19 protein-coding genes are annotated in these 24,249 nt (G+C 63.9%); 8 read left to right on the forward strand and 11 right to left on the reverse strand.

Annotation, left to right across the window (positions count from 1 at the left end; translation table 11 throughout):
- Window positions 1-547: 547 nt before the first annotated feature.
- Complete coding sequence (locus B0G74_RS15215; protein WP_132375672.1) at window positions 548-1,474, forward strand: bestrophin family ion channel; 927 nt, start codon at window positions 548-550, stop codon at window positions 1,472-1,474.
- 26 nt (window positions 1,475-1,500) lie between these two features.
- Here B0G74_RS15215 and B0G74_RS15220 read toward each other — a convergent pair whose 3' ends face one another.
- The 5 genes from B0G74_RS15220 to apbC form a co-directional block, all read right to left on the reverse strand.
- Window positions 1,501-2,244, reverse strand: a complete 744-nt coding sequence (locus B0G74_RS15220; RefSeq protein WP_132375674.1) for a lysozyme inhibitor LprI family protein — start codon at window positions 2,242-2,244, stop codon at window positions 1,501-1,503.
- A gap of 2 nt (window positions 2,245-2,246) precedes the next feature.
- Window positions 2,247-4,532: an arginine/lysine/ornithine decarboxylase gene (locus tag B0G74_RS15225; RefSeq protein ID WP_132375676.1), complete on the reverse strand. Its 2,286-nt coding sequence runs from the start codon at window positions 4,530-4,532 to the stop codon at window positions 2,247-2,249.
- Between the two features lie 87 nt (window positions 4,533-4,619).
- Window positions 4,620-5,189 (reverse strand): dCTP deaminase, encoded by a 570-nt coding sequence (gene dcd / locus B0G74_RS15230; protein WP_012432068.1) that lies wholly within the window; start codon window positions 5,187-5,189, stop codon window positions 4,620-4,622.
- Between the two features lie 341 nt (window positions 5,190-5,530).
- Complete coding sequence (locus B0G74_RS15235; protein ID WP_132375678.1) at window positions 5,531-6,064, reverse strand: superoxide dismutase family protein; 534 nt, start codon at window positions 6,062-6,064, stop codon at window positions 5,531-5,533.
- 195 nt (window positions 6,065-6,259) lie between these two features.
- Window positions 6,260-7,348 (reverse strand): iron-sulfur cluster carrier protein ApbC, encoded by a 1,089-nt coding sequence (apbC, locus tag B0G74_RS15240; RefSeq protein WP_132375680.1) that lies wholly within the window; start codon window positions 7,346-7,348, stop codon window positions 6,260-6,262.
- Between the two features lie 349 nt (window positions 7,349-7,697).
- Between apbC and B0G74_RS15245 the strand changes: the two genes are divergently transcribed.
- The gene (locus tag B0G74_RS15245) at window positions 7,698-8,351 is read left to right on the forward strand and encodes an OmpA family protein (RefSeq protein ID WP_132375682.1); all 654 of its coding nucleotides are present in this window, start codon (window positions 7,698-7,700) and stop codon (window positions 8,349-8,351) included.
- A gap of 364 nt (window positions 8,352-8,715) precedes the next feature.
- A complete protein-coding gene (gene metG, locus B0G74_RS15250) occupies window positions 8,716-10,851 on the forward strand; it encodes a methionine--tRNA ligase (protein WP_132375683.1) in 2,136 nt (711 codons plus the stop codon).
- Window positions 10,852-10,958: 107 nt separating this feature from the next.
- Here metG and B0G74_RS15255 read toward each other — a convergent pair whose 3' ends face one another.
- The 3 genes from B0G74_RS15255 to B0G74_RS45765 all read right to left on the reverse strand — a co-directional run bounded on the left by B0G74_RS15255 (window position 10,959) and on the right by B0G74_RS45765 (window position 17,906).
- Complete coding sequence (locus B0G74_RS15255) at window positions 10,959-15,512, reverse strand: translocation/assembly module TamB domain-containing protein (protein ID WP_132375685.1); 4,554 nt, start codon at window positions 15,510-15,512, stop codon at window positions 10,959-10,961.
- A gap of 28 nt (window positions 15,513-15,540) precedes the next feature.
- A complete protein-coding gene (locus tag B0G74_RS15260; protein ID WP_132375687.1) occupies window positions 15,541-17,370 on the reverse strand; it encodes an autotransporter assembly complex family protein in 1,830 nt (609 codons plus the stop codon).
- 158 nt (window positions 17,371-17,528) lie between these two features.
- Window positions 17,529-17,906: a hypothetical protein gene (locus B0G74_RS45765; protein ID WP_165923796.1), complete on the reverse strand. Its 378-nt coding sequence runs from the start codon at window positions 17,904-17,906 to the stop codon at window positions 17,529-17,531.
- A gap of 144 nt (window positions 17,907-18,050) precedes the next feature.
- Here B0G74_RS45765 and B0G74_RS15270 point away from each other — a divergent pair, with 144 nt between their 5' ends.
- The 4 genes from B0G74_RS15270 (at window position 18,051) to panD (ending at window position 20,567) form a co-directional block, all read left to right on the forward strand.
- On the forward strand, window positions 18,051-18,236 hold the full coding sequence (locus tag B0G74_RS15270; RefSeq protein ID WP_007175923.1) for a DUF3460 family protein: 186 nt from the start codon (window positions 18,051-18,053) through the stop codon (window positions 18,234-18,236).
- Window positions 18,237-18,240: 4 nt separating this feature from the next.
- Window positions 18,241-19,110 (forward strand): ScpA family protein, encoded by an 870-nt coding sequence (locus B0G74_RS15275; RefSeq protein WP_132375690.1) that lies wholly within the window; start codon window positions 18,241-18,243, stop codon window positions 19,108-19,110.
- Between the two features lie 186 nt (window positions 19,111-19,296).
- A complete protein-coding gene (panC, locus tag B0G74_RS15280; RefSeq protein WP_132375692.1) occupies window positions 19,297-20,130 on the forward strand; it encodes a pantoate--beta-alanine ligase in 834 nt (277 codons plus the stop codon).
- A 50-nt stretch (window positions 20,131-20,180) separates the two neighbouring features.
- Window positions 20,181-20,567, forward strand: a complete 387-nt coding sequence (gene panD, locus B0G74_RS15285; protein ID WP_132375694.1) for an aspartate 1-decarboxylase — start codon at window positions 20,181-20,183, stop codon at window positions 20,565-20,567.
- A 204-nt stretch (window positions 20,568-20,771) separates the two neighbouring features.
- Here panD and B0G74_RS15290 read toward each other — a convergent pair whose 3' ends face one another.
- Window positions 20,772-21,410 (reverse strand): ParA family protein, encoded by a 639-nt coding sequence (locus tag B0G74_RS15290; RefSeq protein WP_132375696.1) that lies wholly within the window; start codon window positions 21,408-21,410, stop codon window positions 20,772-20,774.
- 221 nt (window positions 21,411-21,631) lie between these two features.
- On the opposite strand from B0G74_RS15290, the gene B0G74_RS15295 reads away from it, so the two are divergent.
- The gene (locus B0G74_RS15295) at window positions 21,632-22,051 is read left to right on the forward strand and encodes a PaaI family thioesterase (RefSeq protein ID WP_132375698.1); all 420 of its coding nucleotides are present in this window, start codon (window positions 21,632-21,634) and stop codon (window positions 22,049-22,051) included.
- Between the two features lie 90 nt (window positions 22,052-22,141).
- Here the strand turns inward: B0G74_RS15295 and B0G74_RS15300 are convergent, their stop codons facing one another.
- Both B0G74_RS15300 and B0G74_RS15305 read right to left on the reverse strand, forming a co-directional pair.
- Entirely contained in the window at window positions 22,142-22,558 is a 417-nt protein-coding gene (locus B0G74_RS15300; RefSeq protein WP_132375700.1) for a DoxX family protein, read from the reverse strand.
- 148 nt (window positions 22,559-22,706) lie between these two features.
- Window positions 22,707-24,167 (reverse strand): cobyric acid synthase, encoded by a 1,461-nt coding sequence (locus tag B0G74_RS15305; RefSeq protein WP_132376956.1) that lies wholly within the window; start codon window positions 24,165-24,167, stop codon window positions 22,707-22,709.
- Window positions 24,168-24,249 lie beyond the last annotated feature (82 nt).

Consider the following 24,249-nt stretch of genomic DNA (forward strand, 5'->3'; position numbering starts at 1 on the left):
CTCGCGCGATGCGCTCGCCGGAACGGTCTGCTTAAAATCCCTGGGTTTCGCTGTGCGCGGTGGGGGCCGTCGGCTCCGGCTCGGCGAAGTGCCGTTATAGGCTTCCGGTTCGTTAAGCGTGGTTGCGTCGGGAAACCGTTGGAGCCGACACGGTGCATTCGCGGTCACCACGGCTCACGGCTCACGGCTCACGGCTCACTGTCAGTGTGCGATCGCTGTGCGACGCGAGATCGTTTTGAATTGCATCTGCTTGCGCCGCCGGAAGAATGAGCGCCTTGTCACTCACGCGGAATGTGCGAGAACACAGATTCCAGATGAACCACTACCGCGACTGCGCGAGGGACCCGCTTATGAGCTAGCGGTGTGAAGCGGCTTTCTTTGCCTACTTTCTTTGCCGCGGCAAAGAAAGTAGGTGCCGCCCCGCACAGGGGCAACGCTAATAGACCACTAACAAAACAATGAAAGGCCAACGCCCAAAACATCCGCCAAAAACCCAAAAAAGCGATAATAGAAACCCCGAAGCGCCGCAGGCAAAAAGCACACCCCAATGATCATCCGCCCCCACCTCCATTGGTTCCGCATGCTGCTAGCCTGGCGAGGCTCCGTGCTCCCGCAGTTGCTCCCGCGCCTATTCCTGATCTTCTGCATTTCGATCGTCGCCGTGGCGGCCCACGACCACCTGCTCCCGATCTCGCTAAACCTCAACACGACAGCGCCCTTCTCGCTAATAGGCATCGCGTTAGCAGTCTTCCTGGGCTTCAGAAACAACGCCAGCTACGACCGCTGGTGGGAAGCCCGCAAGCTCTGGGGCCAACTGCTGAACGAGTCACGCTCACTCATCCGCCAGACGCTCACGCTGCCGACAAAACAGCTCCCACAAGAAGACATCAAAGAATTTTTCATAGCGCTCAGCGCCCTCCCGCACGCGCTGCGTCATCAGCTCCGCAAGAGCGACGCACGCGAAGACCTCGCCGAACGCCTGCCGCCAGCCCTCTTCGCCCGTGTCATAGCGTCGCGCTACAAACCGGCCACCTTGATGCTTTACCTCGGCGAATGGGTGCAACGTCACGCTCGCTCAGGCGCGATCGATCCAATGGCGGTCATCGCCTTCGATCGGAATCTGAATGGAATCTCGGAAGTAATCGGCGGATGCGAGCGCATTGCTTCGACGCCGCTGCCGTTCGCCTATTCGGTGATGATTCACCGCACGGTGTATTTCTTCTGCGCGTCCCTGCCGTTCGGACTGGTGGACAGCATCGGCATCTTCACGCCCGTCTTCGCGGTCTTCGTGGCGTATACGTTCATGGCGCACGAAGCCATTGCATCTCAAATCGAAGAGCCTTTCGGCATCGACGACAACGACCTCGCGCTCAACCTGATGTCCGTGGCAATCGAGGACGCCATGCGCGACATGCTCGGCGAACCGGCTGTTCAATTGCCGAGCCCGGAAGCGGAAGGCTACATAGTCAATTAAGCAGGCTCACGCCCGAGGCACACCGCTCAACTATTGCCGACTGTTTCCGACAATCGCTTGAGTGTCGCGACCCGCGCGCCGATCACATCGATACGACTGCGCTCATCGACCACCGGCGTCGTGGCGTTCAGATACGCGGTCCACGCCTTCTGTGCATGCGTCAGTGTCGGACGCGTACGCGCCGGCATCTTCGACTGCAAGCGTCGGTAATAGCGGTTCAGATCGAACATCGCATGTTCGCACTGCGCGTCCGCGCTGCAGGCACGCACCCGACGCGGCGGATCGCCGCCGGCACTCGCCTTCGCCACCGCGCTGCGCAGCGCCAGCGCGCGGTCGCGCACCGGCTGCAACTGCATGTCGGCTTCGGCGAGCACGTACATCGTGCCGCGCGTCGTGGCGAACACGGCCGCAAGCAACTGCTTCTCGGCATCGCGTGAAGCCTGCCAGCTCGCCTGACTCTTTTCCCACTGCTTGCGCTGCGCGGGCGGCAACTTCTGCTGAAGCTGCTGCCACGCGTTATCGAGCGCGGTCTTCCAGCCGATCCGCGCGTTGTCCATGCACTGCACTTGCCCTGTTGTCGACGACATGTCGCTGCGCGCAAGACACGCGCGCATCGACGCGTCGATCGGATCGGCGGCGGCGACTTCGGCGTGCGCCGATAGCGGAAGCGCGCCTAGCACCGCAGCCGAAGCCAGCGCCAACGCGCCGAACGCGCGACGCGCGCCGCGAACGCCGACGCCGGCCGCCAACAGGGACTTCACTCGCCGCATCGTCAGGCGCGAACGCAATCGACGAAGTATTCGATGCGCCCGTTGATCGTTTCGCCGACGAGTCCGTGGATGTCCGTGTGGAAACCCGGGAAGCGCTCGTTGAACTCGCGCGCGAAACGCAAATAGTTGACGATGGTCCTGTTGAAGCGCTCGCCCGGAATCAGCAGCGGAATGCCCGGCGGATACGGCGTCAACAGGATCGACGTGACGCGGCCTTCGAGTTCGTCGATAGGCACGCGATCGATCTCACGGTGCGCGAGCTTGGCGAACGCGTCGGACGGCTTCATGGCCGGTTCCATGCTCGACAGGTACATCTCGGTCGTCAAGCGCGCGATGTCGTTCGCACGGTACACGCTGTGAATCTGCTCGCACAGATCGCGCAGACCGACGCGCTCGTACATCGGATGATGCGAGACGAACTCGGGCAGCACGCGCCACAGCGGCTGGTTGTTGTCGTAGTCGTCCTTGAACTGCTGGAGTTCGGTGACCATCGAGTTCCAGCGGCCCTTGGTGATGCCGATCGTGAACATGATGAAGAACGAATACAGCCCGGTCTTCTCGACGATGATGCCGTGCTCGGCCAGATACTTCGTGACGATCGCAGCCGGAATGCCCGACTCGCCGAAGCCGCCGTCCATGTCCAGACCCGGCGTGACGATGGTCGCCTTGATCGGGTCGAGCATGTTGAAGCCTTCGGCGAGCGGTCCGAAGCCGTGCCACTTGTCGTTCGGTCGCAGCATCCAGTCTTCGCGCGAGCCGATGCCTTCTTCGGCGAACTGGTCCGGGCCCCACACCTTGAAAAACCAGTCGTCGCCGTATTCGGCGTCGACCTTGCTCATCGCGCGGCGGAAGTCCAACGCCTCTGCGATCGACTCTTCGACGAGCGCGGTGCCGCCCGGCGCTTCCATCATGGCCGCGGCCACGTCGCACGAGGCGATGATCGCGTACTGCGGGCTGGTCGACGTGTGCATCAGATACGCTTCATTGAAGCGATGCTTGTCGAAGCGGCTGTTCTTCGAATCCTGCACGACGATCTGCGAAGCCTGCGAAATGCCGGCCAGCAGCTTGTGCGTGGAGTGCGTGGCGAACACCATCGCGCCGATGCGCGGACGCCCCGCGCCGATCGCGTGCATGTCCTGATAGAACTCGTGGAATTCCGCGTGCGGCAGCCAGGCTTCGTCGAAGTGCAGCGTGTCGAGCCAGTCGCCCAGCATCTCCTTGATCATCTCGACGTTGTAGATCACGCCGTCGTAGGTGCTCTGCGTGATGGTCAAAATGCGCGGCTTGAGATCCGGATTCTTCGCGAGTGCTTCGCGGGCGAACGGGTTCGCGAGAATCTTCTTCTTGATGTTTTCCGGTTCGAACTCGCTGCGCGGAATCGGCCCGATGATGCCGAAGTTATTGCGCGTGGGCGTGAGGAACACCGGAATCGCGCCGGTCATGGTGATCGCATGCAGGATCGACTTGTGGCAGTTGCGGTCCACCAGCACGATGTCGCCCGGCGCAACCGTGCCGTGCCAGACGATCTTGTTCGACGTGGACGTGCCGTTGGTCACGAAGAACACGTGGTCCGCGCTGAAGATGCGCGCCGCGTTGCGCTCGGACGCCGCCACCGGACCGGTGTGATCGAGCAGCTGGCCGAGTTCGTCGACGGCGTTGCACACGTCCGCGCGCAGCATGTTCTCGCCGAAGAACTGGTGGAACATCTGGCCGAGCGGGCTCTTCAGGAACGCCACGCCGCCCGAGTGCCCCGGGCAGTGCCACGAATACGAGCCTTCGTCCGCGTACTGCACCAGTTCCTTGAAGAACGGCGGCGCGAGCGAATCCAGATACACCTTGGTCTCGCGGATGATATGGCGCGCGACGAACTCCGGCGTGTCCTCGAACATGTGGATGAAGCCGTGCAGTTCGCGCAGGATGTCGTTCGGCAAGTGACGCGAGGTGCGCGTTTCGCCGTACAGGAAGATCGGAATGTCGGCGTTGCGGCGGCGCACTTCGGTCACGAACGCGCGCAGCGCGACGATCGCGGCGGCCAGCTCCGGCGTCTCGCCTTCCACCACCACGTTATCGACGTACGGCAGCAGTTCGTCGTCGTCGATCGAGAGGATGAAGCACGAGGCGCGGCTCGACTGCTGCGCGAACGAAGTCAGATCGCCATAGCTCGTCAACCCGAGCACTTCCGCGCCTTCTTTCTCGATGGCTTCGGCCAAGGCCCGGATGCCGGAACCCGAGATGTTCTCGGAGCGGAAATCTTCGTCGATGATGACGACGGGAAAACGAAACTTCATGGGCGATTCTCCAAAAAGAACGACCGCTGCATTCTCTAAATTGCAGCGGTCACCCGGTATAGCTGGTGGGTCGGTACGCTGCCGACGTCACGTCTTGGGCAACGTGACGCCGTGCTGACCTTGATATTTGCCGCCGCGATCCGCGTACGACGTTTCACAAATCTCGTCGCTTTCGAAAAACAGCACTTGAGCGACGCCTTCGTTCGCGTAGATTTTCGCAGGCAAAGGTGTCGTATTCGAGAATTCGAGCGTGACGTGCCCTTCCCATTCCGGCTCGAACGGCGTCACGTTGACGATGATCCCGCAACGCGCATAAGTGGACTTGCCCAGACACACGGTCAGCACGCTGCGCGGAATGCGGAAATACTCGACCGTGCGCGCGAGCGCGAACGAATTCGGCGGGATGATGCAGACATCGCCCTTGAAGTCGACAAACGACTTCTCGTCGAAGTTTTTCGGATCGACGATGGTCGAGTTGATGTTGGTGAAGATCTTGAATTCGTCGGCGCAGCGGATGTCGTAGCCGTAGCTCGACGTGCCGTAGCTGACAATCTTCCGGCCGTCTTCGGAGACGCGAACCTGATCGGGCGCGAACGGCTCGATCATGTTGTGCGACGCGGCCATGCGCCGGATCCACTTGTCGGATTTGATAGTCATAGGTGAACGCTGCTCGACGTGAATGACAGAGGTATGACGGATAACGACCCGGTAAGTGCCGGGTCACTTTTGGCTTACTGCGCGCCTTCGTTGCGCTGACTTCGGATACAAAGCCACGCCGCGGGCCGTTCGGCGCTCTAAGCCCCTTCGGTTAAGTGCCCCGCCTACTCGGCAGGACGGGCACTCCGGCGAGGCAGCCGAACGAAAGGCGCTTATTTTACGCGATCGTGAGAATGCTGCCGCAGGTTGGGTTCGGGAGCGGCCCGATGCCAGCCCCGAGGCCGCCTGGCTGAACGCCGGCAGCGTGCGCGCGGGCCTCGATCAAGCGGCACGCGCAACGCTTATTGGCGAATCAATCCGCACGCGAGCGCGGGGCCCGCGCCATGCTGCGGATAGGCGTACGGATCGGTCGCGTCGTGATGCAGCAGAACCGCGCGCTGCAACACCGAGCGGATGCCGTCGAGCGAGACGTCCGGCGCGACGATGAAGCCGGTGGCCACGCCGTTCGCGTCCGCGTGAATATTGCCGAGGTCGCCCTCGACCCGCGCGCCCGATTTCAGACGCTCGGCGGCCGGCGAGAACACCTGGCCGGCGCTGGAACCGTCGGCGGCATTGCAGTCGCCGCGCTCGTGCACTTGCAACGCGTGGTCGCTATTGGGCGGCATGCCCGAGAGATTGTAGGTAACCTGCACGCCGTCCGAGCGCTCGATGAACGTGACGAGACCGCGCGCCTGATTGCCCACGGTGGGCAGCAACTGCGCGTCCGCACGTTTTTCCTGTGGTCTCAGGAACGCGCTACAGCCGCATAACAGCACACTGCTGGCAGCCAGGACGATGAACGCATGCACCGCCTGCCCGTCGATTCGTTTTCCCATGCGATCCTCTTGCCGGCCTGGCGGCCGCCCCTGCGGCCGCCGAGCCGAACTTGTGAAGTCGACATGATACCGCGAGACCAGGCGAAAACAGACGCCTTGGGCCCTTGTCCGAACGGCTGTCAAGAGCGCCCCCAACCTGTCGCTTCGCGCCAGCCCCCCGAGGGGGGACAAAACTTGGGGCGGCCCGGCGTTTTCTCAGGTGTTCTGGACCACGATATTGGGAAACTTCGACGTCATGTCGCGAGCGCGTTCGGCGATATGGATCGCCACCTTGCGCGCGATCGACCGGTAGATTTCCGCGATGCGTCCTTGCGGGTCGGCCACCACGGTCGGCTTGCCCGAGTCGGCCTGCTCGCGGATCGCAATGTCGAGCGGCAGGCTGCCCAGCACGTCGACGCCGTATTCCTTGCCCATGCGCTCGCCGCCGCCGGCGCCGAAGATATGCTCTTCGTGGCCGCAATTCGAGCAGATATGCATACCCATGTTCTCGACGATGCCGAGGATCGGAATGCCGACCTTCTCGAACATCTTGAGACCCTTCTTCGCGTCGAGCAGCGCGATGTCCTGCGGCGTGGTGACGATCACGGCGCCCGTCACCGGCACGCGTTGCGACAGCGTCAGCTGAATGTCGCCAGTGCCCGGCGGCATGTCGACGATCAGGTAGTCGAGATCGTGCCAGTTGGTCTGCCGCAGCAGTTGTTCCAACGCGGAAGTGGCCATTGGGCCGCGCCACACCATCGGGTTGTCCTGCTCGATCAGGAAGCCGATCGAATTGGCCTGCAAGCCGTGGCCGGTCATCGGGTTCATCGACTTCTCGTCGGGCGACTCGGGGCGGCCGACGATGCCGAGCATCATCGGCAACGAAGGGCCATAGATGTCCGCGTCGAGAATACCAACCGACGCGCCTTCGCTTGCCAGCGCCAGCGCAAGATTCACGGCGGTCGTGCTCTTGCCGACGCCGCCCTTGCCCGACGCCACCGCGACGATGTTTTTAACGTTCGGCAACAGTTTCACGCCACGCTGCACGGTATGCGCCGCGATCTGCTGCGACACCTGGACACGCACGTCGGCCACACCCGGCACGGCGCGCAGCGCATCCGAAAATTGCGTGCGGATCGCGTCGAATTGGCGCATGGCCGGATAGCCGAGTACCACGTCGACGCTAACCGTGTCACCCTGCACCGCGACGTTCTTGATGTTCTTGGCGGCCGCGTAGGGCCGGCCGGTGTTGGGGTCAGCGACGGCCGCGAGGGCAGCGTCGACCAAAGCCCGATCGATACTCATTGACACTCCGTGGGGAACACCTGCGGCGCAGCGGAATCGAAATCTCGGCCACGCGCCGGAATTTGAAAGAAATTGTTAGACAGCATTGCGAAAACCAGGCGTGCCGGGCACCCTTCGGGCAGGCGGAACGCCAGGGGGCCGCATCGCTGCATGCTTCAGCCATTATTGTAGTGGCTGGCGGCAAGCCTTGCCGGAAGACCCTTCTTTACTGTCGGACCGAGGCTGAGCAGGGCGTAAGACTTCTCGTATTGTCGAGCCGGCGGCTTTACTGCCGTCAGGGTTCGCCGTACGGATTTTTTCATATCGCCGCCTTGCTTGCCTGACTGGCTTCACTCAAGAGGAATCAAAAATGAATGCAAAAATTATGACTCGCCTGGCTGTCTTTGCTGTTGCCGGTTCATTGCTGGCGGGTTGCGCCACCCAACAGGGCACCAACACGGCGGTCGGTACGGGCGTGGGCGCCGGCACGGGCGCTGCGCTGGGCGCGATCTTCGGCGGCGGTAAGGGCGCGGCGATCGGCGCGGGCGTCGGCGCGGCGGTGGGCGGCATCACCGGCTACAACTGGCAAGCCATTCACAACAAGCTGTCGGGCGCCACCAAGGGCACCGGCACGCAGATCACCGAACAGCCGGATGGCTCGCTCAAGCTGAACATTCCGAGTTCGGTCACGTTCGACACCAACAGCTACGCGGTCAAGCCGTCGTTCGCGCCGGTGCTGGACCAACTGGCGCAGACCATGCAACAGAATCCGGAACTGATCGCTCAGGTGGTCGGCCACACGGACAGCACGGGCCAGCCGGCGTATAACCAGACGCTGTCGGTCAACCGCGCGGAAAGCGTGACGGGCTACCTGGGCCAGCGCGGCGTCGCGCCGCAGCGCCTGTCGGCACAAGGCCTGGGCCAAACCCAGCCGATCGCCGACAACAACACCGAAGCCGGTCGTGCAGCGAACCGCCGCGTGGAAATCTATCTGCGCGCCACGGCTCAGCACACCACGCAATAAGGACGAGACCGCGGGAGATTGAGAAAGCCGGTCGCTGGGGCTGTATCACCGGCGACCGTATGCTTTAGCAAGCCGTGGAAGGCGGAAAAAAGGAATCTTGCACGAGAACGAAAAAAATTTCGAACTCTGCGCAAAATCCGCTGTCTGTCTTTACGGTACGTGGCTGGCGATGCCGCCGCGTCACCATTCTCCTCTTGTCGTTGTTGCTCCGGGGTTAATAGCCCCGGTTTTTTTTTGGGCGCTCGGTTTACACGCCGCGCCGCCCCGCGATGACTCAGCCCGCGCCCCAGGCGGCCCGCCCCGCGCCCGGCGCCTGCCCTGCTAGAATCAACCTTTCGTCCCACCGCAGGCTCCCACCATCCTTATGTCAGCACCCGTAACCGATCTCTCCGCAGGCGCGCCGTCAAGCCGTCGCCAGATTCTCGTCACGTCGGCCCTTCCGTATGCGAACGGGCAAATCCATATTGGCCATCTGGTCGAATATATCCAGACGGACATCTGGGTCCGGACGTTGCGAATGCACGGGCACGAGGTCTACTACGTGGGCGCCGACGACACGCACGGCACGCCCGTCATGCTGCGCGCGGAGAAAGAAGGTCTCACGCCGAAGCAGCTGATCGACCGCGTCTGGCAGGAACACAAGCGCGACTTCGACAGCTTCGGGATTTCGTTCGACAATTACTACTCGACCGACTCCGAAGAGAACCGCGTTCTCAGCGAAAACGTCTATCTGGCGCTCAAGGAAACGGGCCTGATCGACGCGCGCGATATCGAACAGGCATACGACCCGGTCAAGGAAATGTTCCTGCCGGATCGCTTCATCAAGGGCGAATGCCCCAAATGCGGCGCGAAAGACCAGTACGGCGACAGCTGTGAAGTATGCGGCTCGACTTATCTGCCCACCGAGTTGATCAACCCCTACTCGGTCGTCTCCGGCGCCACGCCGATTCGTAAAACGTCGACGCACTATTTTTTCCGCCTCTCCGATCCGCGCTGCGAGAATTTCCTGCGCGCGTGGGTGGGCGGTCTGGCGCAGCCGGAAGCCACCAACAAGATGCGCGAGTGGCTCGGCGACGCCGGCGAAGCCAAGCTCGCCGATTGGGACATCTCGCGCGACGCGCCGTATTTCGGCTTCGAGATTCCGGGCGCGCCGGGCAAGTATTTCTACGTGTGGCTGGACGCGCCGGTCGGTTACTACGCGAGCTTCAAGAACCTCGCCGAAAAACGCGGTCTCGACTTCGACGCGTGGATTCGCAAGGGTTCGACGGCCGAGCAGTATCACTTCATCGGCAAGGACATTCTGTATTTCCACACGCTGTTCTGGCCGGCCATGCTCGAGTTTTCGGGCCACCGCACGCCGACCAACGTGTTCGCGCACGGCTTCCTGACCGTGGACGGCGCGAAGATGTCGAAGTCGCGCGGCACGTTCATCACCGCGCAAAGCGTGATCGACACGGGACTGAATCCGGAATGGCTGCGCTACTACTTCGCGGCCAAGCTGAACAGCACGATGGAAGACCTCGACCTGAACCTCGACGACTTCCAGGCGCGCGTGAACAGCGATCTGGTCGGCAAGTACGTGAATATCGCGAGCCGCGCCGCCGGCTTCCTGATCAAGCGCTTCGACGGCCGCGTGCAGGACAGCGCCATGCAGCATCCGCTGCTCGCCTCGCTGCGCGCCGCCGTGCCGCAAATCGCCGCGAACTACGAAGCGCGCGAGTACAACCGCGCGCTGCGTCAGACCATGGAACTGGCCGACGCCGTGAATGCCTACGTCGACACCGCCAAGCCGTGGGATCAGGCGAAAGACCCGGCGAACAGCGTCGCGCTGCATGAAACTTGTACGGTGAGCATCGAAGCGTTCCGGCTGCTGTCGCTGGCGCTCAAGCCGGTGTTGCCGAAGCTCGCCGAAGCGGTCGAAGGCTTCCTCGGCATCGAACCGCTGGTGTGGGCCGACGCCAACGTGCCGCTCAGCTCCGCCCGCCCGATCAACGCGTACAAGCATCTGATGACGCGCGTCGATCCGAAGCAGATCGAAGCGCTGCTGGCCGCCAATCGCGACTCGTTGCAAGCCACGCCGGAAGCCGCCGCTCCGGCCGACGCCAAGGGCAAGTCGAAGGCAGCGAAAGCCGCCGCCGCCGACAAGGACGAAACGCCCGGCGTCATCTCGATCGACGACTTCGCGAAGATCGATTTGCGCATTGCGAAGATCGTCGACTGCAAGGCGGTGGAAGGTTCGGACAAGTTGCTGCAACTCACGCTCGATGTCGGCGAAGAGAAAACCCGCAACGTGTTTTCGGGCATCAAGTCGGCGTATCAGCCGGAGCAACTGGTCGGCAAGCTGACGGTGATGGTCGCGAACCTCGCGCCGCGCAAGATGAAGTTCGGCCTGTCCGAAGGCATGGTGCTGGCCGCATCCGCCACCGACGAGAAGGCGGAGCCGGGCCTGTATGTGATCGAGCCGGATAGCGGCGCGAAGCCGGGCATGCGCGTGAAATAAAGCGCAGCGTCTCACGCCGAAGGCACGCATGAAAAAACGGCACGCCCTGAAAAGGCGTGCCGTTTTTATTTGCCTCCGCGCGAAGATTTAAGCGCGCCCGCTGCGCATCACCATCGGATCCGGTCAAAGCGCCGCGTATAGAGCAGATCGACGCCGGAGAACGTGCCGCCGTAAGCCGCGACCGACCAGTAACGCGTCAGGTTGACCGTCGCCTTGATCGCATTGCTCGCCGACTGCAGCCCCTGTTCGTAGCCGATTACGAGCCGCTCGTTGATCGCCTTCGACACCATCACCACCTGCGGATCGGTGAGCCCCACTTCGCTTCGTCCGATCGAAAACTCGTCGAGCCCGAAAGTCTGCGCGATCCGCTTGCCACTTGCGCTGCCGAGCAGTGCGAGCGCCGTCGTCATCGTGCTTTGCTGGCCGAGGTTATTACCCTGATCCGTGCCGTGGCCGAACAGTAGCCACGAGAGCTTTTCGTTATCCGGCACGTTCGGCTCCGACACCAGCTTCGCCGTCGGGAATTGAACCGTGCCCGTGACCTGCACGCCCGCCTCGACCTGCTGGTTGCGGCGCATGGCCAGGATGTTGATGCCCGGATTGGCCACAGGCCCGTTGAAGGTGAAGAAGCCGTTCTCGATGTTGAGCTTGCGGCCGAACGCGGTGTAGGTCGAGCCCTGCGTGACGCGCACGTTCCCCACCGCGCGCAGCGGCAGGTTCGGCGCGCTCATCGCGGTGATCGTGCCGGTCAGGCCCAGGTCCGCGCCCTGACCGCGGAAGCGGAAGTTGTTGCCGAGGCTGATGTCGATATTGGCGCGCGGGGCGAACGGGCCAATCGGCTTGTTGGTGCCAGGCACAGGCGGTGGCCGCTCGCCCGCCACCGAACCGTCCGGGCGCACCACCACGACATCGTCGCCGAGCTTCGGCGCGGACTGCTCCGGCATGTCGAACAACGCGTGATCGACGACGAATTTGCCGTTGATCGCCATGCCGCCTTGCGCGCCGGCATTCGCGACGCTCGCGCTGCCCGACAGCGACAGGTTGCGATCCGGCGCCGCGAACAATTCGAGCTTGTCCGCGACAATGCTCGCCGTCAGATCCGGCTCTGCGCCGTCCAGACGCACACGGCCGGTGGCGCGCAAAGTGCCGCTCGCGCCATTGAATTCGACCTGTTGAAAGTCCACCAGATTGTGCGACAGCGCGATGCGCACCACGCCGTCCTTCAACTGCACGCCCTGATCCACCATCGTCGCGGAGAGACCGTCGCCGAGCAGCGAGCCGGTCAGGTTCGGCTTGGCGACGGTGCCGGCGAGCGCGAGCTTGAGCGCGAGGTGGCCGTCGAGCAGATAGCTCGGACCGAACAGGCCGCCGGTGGTTTTCAGCGACGGCACGTTGGCGTTCACATTGCCGGTGAGCGCGCCGTCCTCGTTGACGGTCAGGAAGCCGTCGCGCATCACCAGCGTGGTGTGTGCGTCGGCGTCGATCACGCCGATGCGGCTCGCCTGCGCGTGAAAAGTGGCGTTGAGCCGGTTGCCGCCGCTGAATTCGGCGCGCGCGGCGATACTCGAAATACCGAGCGAGGCGAGACCACGGCCGATTTCAACCGTGACGTCGCCGCTACGGCGCTGCAACTGGATGTGGCCGGTCGCCGTGCTGCCGAGCGCGAAGTCCCAGTCGCCGTCGAACACCAGATCGGTTTTGACGTGCGGCGGCTCACCCGTGATCTCGTGCCGCAGGGCCTGCAGGCGCGCGACTGAAATGCCGGTCAAACTGCCTGCCGACTGAATCTTGCCGTGGTCGAAGGCAAAGGTTTTCAGGCTCAGCACCGCGCCTTCGAGCGTGAGCCGCGTCGTGCCGAGCGTCAGGCGGTCCGGCCCGGCGCTGACGGCGAGCGGCGACTCGAGATTCAACGCCGGTGTGCCGCGATTCTGCAGGCGCGTGACGGTGCCGTCCCAGCGCGTGCCGTCGCGCGCTTCGGTCAGCTTGCCGTTGGCGGCCAGCGTGAGATCGAGCGGACGGTCTTGCAGCTTGCCGGTGGCGGCGGCCTCGAGCGTGTGATTGGCGCGCGTGCCGGACAGACGCGCCGTGAGCACGTTCAGATCGACGCCGCCTGCGCTGAGGTTGCGCGCGTCGGTGGTAAAGACCAGCGCGCCGTTCGCGCCGTCGCGCAGTTCGGCGTGCCCTTCCGCGTGGCCGATGCGGTTGCTGCCGAACACCACGCTGTCGGCCTTGTAGTTCAGCACGACATTCGGATGCGCGAACGAGCCGGTGACGTCGCCATCGGCCGCGACGAGTCCGGCGAGACCGAAGCCAAGGCGCTCCAGTTCCGGCGCGTCGACGCGGAACTTCAGCCGGTCGCCGCGTGCGCCGAAGCTGCCTTGCAGATCCACCTGGTTGCCCGCGACCGAGAGGTTCGCGCGGCTCGGCAAAATCCGCGAGCCCGCCAGTTGGATTGTGCCGCCGCCGGTCAACGGCAGGCCGTCGTAGACGCTCGGACCCAGCTTGAATTCGGCCTTGGTCGTGAAGACCGGGCCGAGCATGCCGGCCGCGGTGAGCGTGCCGTTCACACGTGCCTCGATCTTGCGGGCAGGCGGGGCGCGGCGTTTCGGCGGCGGCGGGGTTTTGCGCTCGACTACTTCGCTTTTGACTGCCGCCTTGGCGGTGTTTTTTACGGCGGCGGCGGCTTTGTCGGCGGGCGCGGCGCTTTTTGCGCCGGCCGTGCTGCCCACTTGCGCGGCGGCCTCCGCGGTTTTGCTGTTTTTGGCACGGCTAGCCGACGGTGCCGGCGTCGGTCCAGTTACCGGCTTGCGCGACGGCATCTGTGAAGCCAGCGTCAACGGATCGAAATCGGTCAGCTGCGCCTTCAGGTTGTAGGTGGAATTCGCGTCGTGCTTGAGCGCGCCTGACAGATCGATGCGGCCTTTGCCCGATGTGATGCGTACGTCATTGAAGCTCATGCGGGCGGGATCGAATGTCACTTTGCCCTGGGCGCGCAGCGCCGCTTTCGGGTCGGCGAGATCGAGTGTGAGGCTCTGCACGTCGTCGTTCAGACGCACGCCGATAGGGCCAGACAGCTGTGTGGGCCGCACCGTTGCTTGCAGCGCGTTCAGGTCGAGGTTGGCGACTTTCAGATCGAACTGCCCACGCTTGCCGCTCAGTGCGCCGCCACCGGTGAGCGTGGCGCTCTTTACGAGCCGCACGTTCAGGTTCGAGATGCGCTGCGCCTGGGCGTCGAGCCGAACGTCGGCGTTGGCGTCGATGATCGGCAGCAGGTTCTGGTCGATCGCACCGGGTTTGGCGTTGACGATCGAGACGTGGCCGGTCACTGCGAAAGTCGCGGCGGGTTTGGCGGTGGTGTCGGGGTTGGCGTCGCGTTTGCCGGTTGTCGCTATGGGTGGTTGCGTTGCGCTGGCGGCATTGCCTGCGCCCGCGAGGGCGCTTTGGCTGGCAGCGCGGCCGGCACTGGCTGCGTTGGCTGAACTGGAAACGCTGGTGGCGTTGGTGGCGTTGGTGGCGTTCGTGGTACTCGCAGCCTTCGTGACGCTCGTGGCATTGCCACCACTCGCCGAATTCGCGGCCTTTGCCGCTGCCTTCGCCCCACTTGCCGCACCGGCCCCGCGCGCAGCGCCTGTCGCACTCGCCGCACTTGCCCCCGTTACCCCACTCGCCCCCAACACGACCTCTTCCGCCGCACCCTGCCCCACCGGCTGCAACTCCGCCCGCACGGCCAGGTCGGCCAGCGGCGCGCCGGGCGCAAAAGCCTGCGGGTTGATGTGATCGAAGGTCAACGTAGCGCGCTGCAACGGCACGTCGCCGAACGGCGTAGCCTCGACCCTCGCATGACCGGCGAGCTTCATGCCGCTTGCATCGAGTTCCGCGATGAGATTCTCCAGCGAGCCGCTCAGATGGCCGCCCACCTGCACCGCCTCGTCGTTCACCTTGCCCGAATAGCCGACGTCCCCAGTCAACGGAAACGGCCGCACACCGTCGAGTTTGGCGGCCGCCGTCACCGCGCCGAACGGCGTGTCCAGCCGCTCGATCGCGGCCTCGTGATGACGTCCGTCGCTACGTCCATGAAAGACGAAGCGCGAGAATTCGGTCGTCGACGCGCCCTGATGCAGCAGCAGCTTGTCGACCTGGACATCGCGAACATCGAGCTGCATCGGCAAGCGCAAGTCTTGCGGCAGCTTCACCGGCCCGCTGCTGCTCGACGACGAAGAACCAATACGCGCGTCCACCGTGCCGATATGCAGATAGTCGATGGCGAACCGCCACGGCTCGCGCGCGAGCGCCCACCGGCCCGCCACGCGGTCGATCTGGATATCGGTGCCGCTGCCGTCGAGGCTGCGCCACCGCACTTGCCGCAATTGCAGGCCATTGGCGAGAGCGCCTCGCTCCAACGTGCCGCTCAGCTTGCCGCCCAGCAGCTTCACCGCCGCCTGCCACGCATAGGCGGTGCCGCGCTCGGTAGTGAGCGCGCCGTACAACAAACCCACCGCCAACGCGAGCAACAGCACCAGCACGGCCACCGTCCACGCGAACGTTTTCAGCAGCAACCGGCCGAGCCGGCGCCTGGGCGGCGGCTGCTGTTCGGGCGGCTGCTCCGGCGGTTGTGCACCGGGCGGCTGCGCGGGAGGTCGGGCGGAAACGTCCGTGGTCATGCGTGGATCATGTGGAAGCAGGTTTTCATCAGAAGGCGATGCCAAGCGTCAGATACGGCCGCACGCTGTTGTTGCGAATGCCGTAGGCGACATCGACGTTGACCGGGCCGACCGGGCTGCGCCAGCGCGCCCCGACACCGACGCCGGGATAAAAGACTTTTTCGCCCCACGTGTCGGTGGCGGTGCCGATGTCGAAGAACGCGGCCGCGCCCCAGTCGTGACTGAACCAATGCTGGTACTCGGCCGAGCCCGTGACGAGATACTTGGTGGGCAGCACCGAACCGTCGACGTTGTTACCGATACTCTGATAGCCATAGCCACGCACCGAATTCGAGCCGCCCGCGCGAAACAGCAGCGAGGCCGGAATACCGCTCGAAGGGCCGCTCGTGAACACGCCGCCGAGCTCGGCGCGAATCAGCACGAGGTCTTCCTTGCCGATCGGCAGATACTGCTGGCCGCGCGCGTAGCCGCGGATGAAAGTCTGGTCGGTCAGCGCGCCTTTGACCGCGAAGCCCGCCTCGACGTGAATCAGGTTGCCCTTGCGCGGGAACAGCGGATCGTCGGTATTGCGCCGGGTCCACGACCAAGCCGGCACCAGCGCGCGGCTCGTGGTCGGCGCGAACGAGTTCTGATCGAGCCGGTCCTGGTAGAAGAGGAGCGAGTAGTTATAGTCGATGAATTGCGAGGTCCGGGCCCGCTGCACGCCGCCGCGGATACTGTAAATGCGCGTGTCGGATACGTCGGTCGTAGTGTAGGACGCCAGCACGCTATTGGTCCACGCACGCGGCCCCGGCGGCATGGCGAGCTGAATTTGCCCGTATTGCTGGATCTGGTCGATGCGCCCCTGGATGGTGAACGGCCACGCTTTGCCGAACGTGTCGAGATACGAATAGGAACCCTGGACCAGCGGGCCGTTGTCCGTCGAGTAGCCGACCCCGCCTCGAATGCTGTTGTACGGATATTCCGACACCTTCACGTGCACCGGCGTCTCGACCGGCTTGGCCGGGTCGCTGTCCACGTCGATCGCGACGCTCGCGTAGTACGGCGTGTTCTGCAACTGCCGCTGCAATTCGGTGATGCGCTGAACGTCGTAGATGTCACCCTCGGAGATCGGATTCACGTTCTCAACGATCTTTTCCGGATAGCGCCGCGTACCCGATACATCGAGCTTGCCCATCGTGAAGGTCGGCCCACTGTCGTACGTGACCAACAGTTTCGCCTCGTGCGTACGCGGATCGACCCGCGCCTCGGAGTGGTAAATCTTCGCACCCAGATAGCGGCGCGCCTGCAGCGCCTTGAGCGAGGCGTTTTTCGCATCGTCCCAATCGCCCTGCGAGAACGGATCGCCTTCGTGCAGCGAAAATGCGAAGCGCGCGGCGTTTTCCTGGGCCGGATCCTCGGTCAGCACCGGCCCGCGAAACGACAGCGAAATCGATGAGATGACGGTCTGCGGGCCGGGATCGACGCTCACCGTGACGCGCTTCGCATTGTCGATGGTGCGCACGTCGGTGCGCACGACCGGGCTGAAATAGCCCTGCGTGGAGGCCAAGTCGCGGACCTGCTGGGGCGTGGCGGTAATCAGGAACTCGAACTGGTCGTCGCTGATGTCAGGGCGCTTGGCGAAACGCGCGATATCCAGATGCGCTTCGAGCAGCTTGCGCAGCGAACGCGGCGTGGCTTCGATATCGACCTTGTAGCTGGCCGCCGCTTTTGCGGCGTGGGCGTTGTCGGTTGCAAGCGCCAGCATGACGAGGGCGAATGCCAGCCACGTGCGCCACCAGCGCCGCATGGGCGTGCGATGCCCACGCCCGGAACTGGCCTTGCCGCGCCGCAGCTTGTCGATCGCACACCCCGCCAAACAGGACCTCCAGCCGTGGTTGATGAATTCTTGTCGCTCAGCCGCGCCGCGGCGGCCGAAGCACGCTATTTGACCACATCGGCGGCACGCCGCGAGATCTCTAAACCTGTGTCCGCGGCTTGCCGGCGGGCTTTACCGTCGGGTTCGCGCGCGGCGCGTCATGCTGCGCGACGCCGACGCGGGTGTCGGTGCCGATGCCAAAGCAGCTGGCCGGTGCCGGTGCCGTTGCCGTTGCCGTTGCCATTGCCATTGCCATTGCCATTGCCATTGCCATTGCCATTGCCGGTGCCGTTGCCGTTGCCGTTGCCGGTGCCGTTGCCAGTGCCAGTGCCAGTGCCAGTGCCAGTGCCGGTGCCAGTGCCAGTGCCGGTGCCAGTGCCGCTTGGCAGATGCGGACACCAATGCCGCCGTGTCGCGCTAACGCCAAGCACCCGCAACGCCCACAACAACCGCAACACCGCCACGCCCGCCGACGCGCCCGCCGACGCGCCCGCCTTTGACGCCCGCCCTGCCACGCGGGTTCCGGCTATTTTCACGCGCCGCCCGCCCGGCCTGGCCGCCGTTTTTCGACCGCGCGCCGCGCATGCGGTAAAATTATGGAATAGCAGCGGGCGCCGCGCGAGGCAACGGGCCAATGAGCGCCGGGCAGCCGCCAATTCCTACACCACGGACGTCGAGCCATGTATCAATCGGACATCACCCAGTTCCTGAACCAGCTCAAGCAACAGAAACCCAATCTGGAAGCCGAACAACGCCGCGGCCGCGCGCTGCTGTGGGACAAACAGCCGATCGATCTGGAAGAACGCGCCGAGCAGAAAGCCTCGCGCGTAGAACAGACGCCTTACTCGTACTATCAAAACTTCTAAGCGCGTGAGTCACGCCGACGAGGCACACGGCGCAGGGCCGGCCGACGCCGCGCTCGCCGCGCCCGCCACCGATTCGACACCGAACATCGTCGACGGCATCGCTTTCGCACGCCTGTACGGCGAGCCGCTCTTCAAGCTGCCGACGGATCTGTACATCCCGCCGGACGCGCTCGAGGTGTTTCTCGAAACGTTCGAAGGACCGCTAGATCTGTTGCTGTACCTGATCCGCAAGCAGAACTTCAACGTGCTCGACATCCCGATGGCGGACGTCACGGTGCAATACCTCGGCTACGTCGACCAGTTGCGTCAGACCAATCTCGAACTCGCGTCCGAGTATCTGCTCATGGCCGCGATGCTGATCGAGATCAAGTCGCGCATGCTGCTGCCGGTGAAGAAAGCCGACAGCGGCGAAGAAGCCGAGGATCCGCGCGCGGAACTCGTGCGGCGCCTGCTCGAATACGAGCAGATGAAGCTCGCCGCGCAGCGCATCGACCAGTTGCCCCAACTCGGGCGCGATTTCCTGCGCGCCGAGGTCTACATCGAACAAAGCATCACGCCGCGTTTTCCGGACGTGAACAGTGAGGATCTGCGCGCCGCGTGGGCCGACGTGATCAAGCGCGCCAAGCTGGTCCAGCATCACAAGATTTCGCGCGAAGAGCTGTCGGTGCGCGAGCATATGAGCTCGATCCTGCGGCAACTGCAGAACGCGCGCTTCATCGAGTTCTCCGACCTGTTCGACACGAGCAAGGGCGTGCCGGTGGTGGTGGTGAATTTCATCGCCGTGCTCGAGCTGTGCCGTGAATCGCTCGTCGAAATCACCCAGGCGGAGCCGTTCGCACCGATCTATGTGCGCCTCGCCTATCTGCCCGCCTGAAGCCCTCGAACCGGGCGCAATTCCGCCCGGCGGGAGAAGGTGCCTCTTTTCGGTGCGGCAGGCACGCAAATCCACTACAATCCGGCGCTCCGAACCTGTCATTACCAGTGAGGCCGCGGGCCGCGCAATCCCAAGGGTTTTGCGTCCATCCGGTCTTGCGCCGCGCGAGGAAATCCCTGTCCGATCATGAAAGTCATCAGCTCGATCCATGAATTGCGCGACCAGTTGCGCGGCCAGAATCGCACGGCCTTTGTGCCGACCATGGGCAACCTGCACGAGGGCCATCTGTCGCTGATGCGTCTCGCTCGCCAGCACGGCGATCCGGTCGTGGCGAGCATCTTCGTCAACCGGCTGCAGTTCGGTCCGAATGAGGATTTCGACAAATACCCGCGCACGATGGAAGCGGACATCGAAAAGCTCCAGAAGGAAAACGTCTACGTGCTGTTCGCGCCGACGGAAAAGGATCTGTATCCGGAGCCGCAGGAGTACCGCGTGCATCCGCCGCACGATCTGGGCGATATCCTCGAAGGCGAATTCCGCCCCGGTTTCTTCCAGGGCGTGTGCACAGTGGTGATGAAGCTGATGTCGTGCGTGCAGCCGCGCGTCGCCGTGTTCGGCAAGAAGGATTACCAGCAGTTGATGATCGTGCGGCGCATGTGCCACCAGTTCGCGCTGCCCACCGACATCATCGCCGCCGAAACCGTGCGTGACACCGACGGCCTCGCGCTCAGCTCGCGCAATCGCTATCTGCAGGCCGCCGAGCGCGCCGAGGCGCCGATGCTGGCCGCTGAACTGAATCGCGTGCGCGATGCCGTGCTTTCGGGCGAGCGCGACTTCGCAAAAATCGAACAGGCGGCGATGGCGGCTCTCGCCACGCGCGGCTGGCAACCCGACTACATCGCAGTGCGCAAGCGCTCGGATCTGCTGCCGCCGGGTCCGCAAGATGCGAACGCGGAACTGGTCGTGCTGGCCGCCGCCAAGCTTGGCGCCACCCGTCTTATCGACAACCTCGAAATCTGAAGTCGCCTTAGATAGCGTAGACACGCATAAGAAATCTCACAGGATTGGTCATGCAACGCCACATGCTGAAGTCGAAGATCCACCGCGTCGCGGTCACGCACTGCGAGCTGCACTACGAAGGCTCGTGCGCGATCGATGAAGATCTGCTGGAAGCGGCGAACATCGTCGAAAACGAGCGGATCGACATCTGGAACATCAACAACGGCGAGCGTTTCTCGACCTACGCGATCAAGGGCGAACGCGGCAGCGGCATGATTTCGCTGAACGGCTCGGCCGCGCGGCGCGCGCAGCTGGGCGATCTGGTGATCATTGCGGCGTTCGCGGTGGTGGATGAAGCGGAACTGAAGGCCGGCTGGAAGCCGGACCTGGTATTCGTGGACGACAACAACAAGATCAAGGGCAGCCGCGATCACGTACCGACGCAGAACTGGACCTGAGCGCGCTGTTGTTCAATTGAGCGTTCGTTACGCTCGCCGCGCAGAGGGTTGTCCAGGGCGAGCCATAGCGCAGGGGCGTCAGACGCAGATCTGGACCAGAGCAATTCGTAGTCCACTGGCGCACGCCTCGCGCGAAGCCCTCAGGATTAACAACTTGGGCTGCATCAGCGTGCAGCGGGCGGCCAGGCCGCCTATCCAGCCGCTTCAACCCTTCTTGCTCGTGCCATTAGTCCACTCGACGATCGGCTGCCACTGTTCCAGATCCTTCTCCACGCGGCTTTTCGCGACGTCCCACAAGGTCAGCCCGTGGGCCGCCAGTTGCACGTAATTCTGCGTGTCGCGCAAGAAGCCCAGCACCGGCAGCTTCAAACCCTCGACAAAGCGGTGCAGTTGCTCCGCCGAGCGCGTGCGCGCATCGACGCGCATGCCGACCACGCCGATTTCGATCGCGCCTTTCCTGACCGCTTTTTCCTTGGCGAGCCGCTCAAGGAATTCCTGGGTGGCCAGAATATCGAACATGGACGGCTGGAGCGGCACGATCACCTTGTCGGCCAGATCCAGCGCGATACTCAGACGATTGCCGTGCAGCCCGGCCGGCGTGTCGATGACAGCATGCTCCAGCCCTTTGGGCGGTCTGGCCGGCGCGTCCTGATTGACTTCCCAGGTTTCGATGGCCGGCAGCGTGTCGGGCCGCAGCGACAGCCACGCGTGCGCGGACTGCTGCTTGTCCAGGTCCGCCAGCGCGACCCATTCGCCGGCCGCGGCGAAATAGCCGGCCAGATTGGTCGACAGCGTGCTTTTACCCACGCCGCCCTTCGGATTCGCCACCACGATCACCGTCATGAATTCTCCCGGAAAGAAGGCTGGACGCCGCCAGCCGGTTTGCCGCGTATTTGCTCTGACCTGCGCAAGTGTGCCCGCATTGGTGCCGGACTCGTGCCGGGTTCAGGTCCACTTGCCGACCCAGCCGTTGATAATATCGACAAATGCACGTTGGCCGAAGCCCCCAAACGGGTAATTGGCCGCCGTGCCCCGCCGATTTTTCCATCGAGGAACCGAATCTCATGAGCAAACTCCGCCCGGAATGCACCGTCGAACACCTCCACGAACGCCAGGAAGGCTCGCTGCCCGCCTTGCTGGGCGTGCATGTGCTGTCGCTGGAAGAAGGCGTCCTAACCGCGGAATTGACCGTGCGCAAGGAATTGCTGGCGCCGAACGGGTTTTTGCATGCCGCCACCGTGATCGGTCTCGCCGATACCGCCTGCGGCTACGCCTGCATTGCGCATCTGCCGCAGACGGCGCGCAATTTCACGACCATCGAACTGAAAAGCAATTTTCTCGGCACGGCGACGGAAGGAACGATTCGCGCGGTCGCGAAAGGCGTGCATCTCGGGCGCAACACGCAAGTGTGGGACGCCACGGTCATCGATCCGAACGGCAAGACGATGGCGTTGTTTCGTTGTACGCAGATGGTGTTGTATTGATTGCATCAACGTGGCGCAGCGCGGCGTCGCGCCATGAAAAAAAGCACGCGGCCTTCCGGGCGCGTGCCTTCGATTGCAAGTGTGGACCGATCAGGCAGCCACCGCCCGCGGCGCCTTCACCCCGCTAAACGCCAGCGCTCCGCCACCAAGCAGCGATTGCACCGCCAACGTCACCGCCCAGAACGCCGGATATTCCCAGCCGCCGTTCGGCGATGCGAAACCCCAGCCGTTATGCAGATGCTGCGACATCGCGCCGAGCATGAACGGCAGCAGCACCAGCGCGACCCAGCGGACCTGCACGCCGAGCAGCAGCGCAATGCCGCCGAACAATTCGACGAACGCCGTCACGTAGCCGAGCCAACCGGGCAAACCGAGCGAGACGAAGAACTGCGCCGTGCCGGGCAGCGTGAAGACGAAAATCTTTTGCAGACTGTGAGCGAGATAGAGCACGCCCAAGGCGACGCGAAGGAGTAAAGCGGCGAGATCGGCGGAGCGGTTCGAGTTCATGACGAGATCCTTGTCGAAGGAGAGAAACGGCCCCGAGGCGGCCGTCGATGTCAGAACTCTATTCGAACCATATGAGGCGAAAAACCGCTCTACAGGCTTTGATTCTTTCCCAGCAGGATTTAATCAGCGCTGCGCGCTCAACGCCCGATCACCCAATCGCCGCAAACAATTTCGGCAGATCAAGATGCTCCGCGAGCGTATCCGCGAGACGTTCCAACGACGCTTCGCGCAACGCCGGGTAATCGATTTCCTCGGCATCGGTCAAACCCGCCCACGCGAGCAAGGCGGCGCACGCGGCCGGCGTGTCGAACAGACCGTGCACGTAAGTCGCGAGAATCTGGCCATCGGCGGAAATCGCGCCGTCGGGATACGCCGCCTGCGCGTCGCCCAATCGCAGCGCGGGCGCGTCGAGCGCCGGGCCGCGCGTCTCGCCCATATGAATCTCGTAGCCGGCCACGTCGGGCGAACCGGGCAACGCCAGGCGTCCGGTCACGTTCTTCAGCGTCTTCTCGCGCGTGAGCACGGTCGAGTAGTCGAGCCAGCCGAATCCCGCCGATGTCCCCGGCGCGCCCTCCACACCATGCGGATCGGCCACCTCGCGCCCGAGCATCTGCATGCCGCCGCAAATGCCGATCACACGGCCGCCATAACGCAAATGCTTTTGCAGCACCGCGTCCCAGCCTTGCGCGCGCAAAAACGCCAGGTCGCCGGGCACGTTCTTCGAGCCAGGCAAAATGATCAGATCGGCCGGCGGCACCGGCGTACCGCTTCGCACGTAATGAAAATCGACCTGCGGATGCGCGCGCAAGGCGTCGAAATCCGTGTGATTGCTGATGTGCGGCAGCACGGGCACGACCACTCGCAGCATGCGCGCCGCGCCGCCGCTGTGCGCCGCGCGCAATTCGGGCGGCAGCATGTCTTCGGCGTCGAGCGTCAGGCCGTGCAGATAGGGAATCACGCCGAGCACCGGTTTGCCGGTCTTCGCTTCGAGCCAATCCAAACCGGGCTTCAGCAAACTGACGTCGCCGCGAAAGCGGTTGATGATGAAGCCGCGCACCCGCGCCTGCTCGCTCGCCGACAGACACGCGAGCGTGCCCGTGAGATGGGCGAAGACGCCGCCGCGGTCGATATCGGCCACCAGCACGACCGGGCAATCGACCGCCTCCGCGAAACCCATGTTGGCGATGTCGCGATCGCGCAAATTGATTTCCGCCGGACTGCCCGCGCCTTCGACAAAAATCGTCTCGTACGACGCCTGCAGACGCGCATACGATTGCAGCACCGCTTCGAACGCGACGGGTTTGTAGTCGTGATACGCCCGCGCGTCGAGATTCATGCGCGCCTTGCCGTGGATGATCACCTGCGCGCCGCGATCGCTCGTCGGTTTCAGCAGCACCGGGTTCAGATCGGTGTGCGCGGCAATGCCCGCGGCAACCGCCTGCAAAGCTTGGGCGCGGCCGATCTCGCCGCCGTCCACCGTCACCGCGCTGTTGAGCGCCATGTTCTGCGGCTTGAACGGCGCGACCCGCACCCCGGCGCGGCGCGCGAGCCGGCACAGACCGGCGACCAGCGTGCTCTTGCCCGCATCGGACGTGGTGCCTTGGATCATCAGCGTGCCGCGCGGCACGGGTACGGCGTCAGGCAGGGTCGAAGTGGTGGTCACGGATCCTCGGGCTCGGAGAACAGGCATC

Source organism: Paraburkholderia sp. BL9I2N2 (assembly GCF_004339745.1).
In the GTDB taxonomy this organism is placed as follows: domain Bacteria; phylum Pseudomonadota; class Gammaproteobacteria; order Burkholderiales; family Burkholderiaceae; genus Paraburkholderia.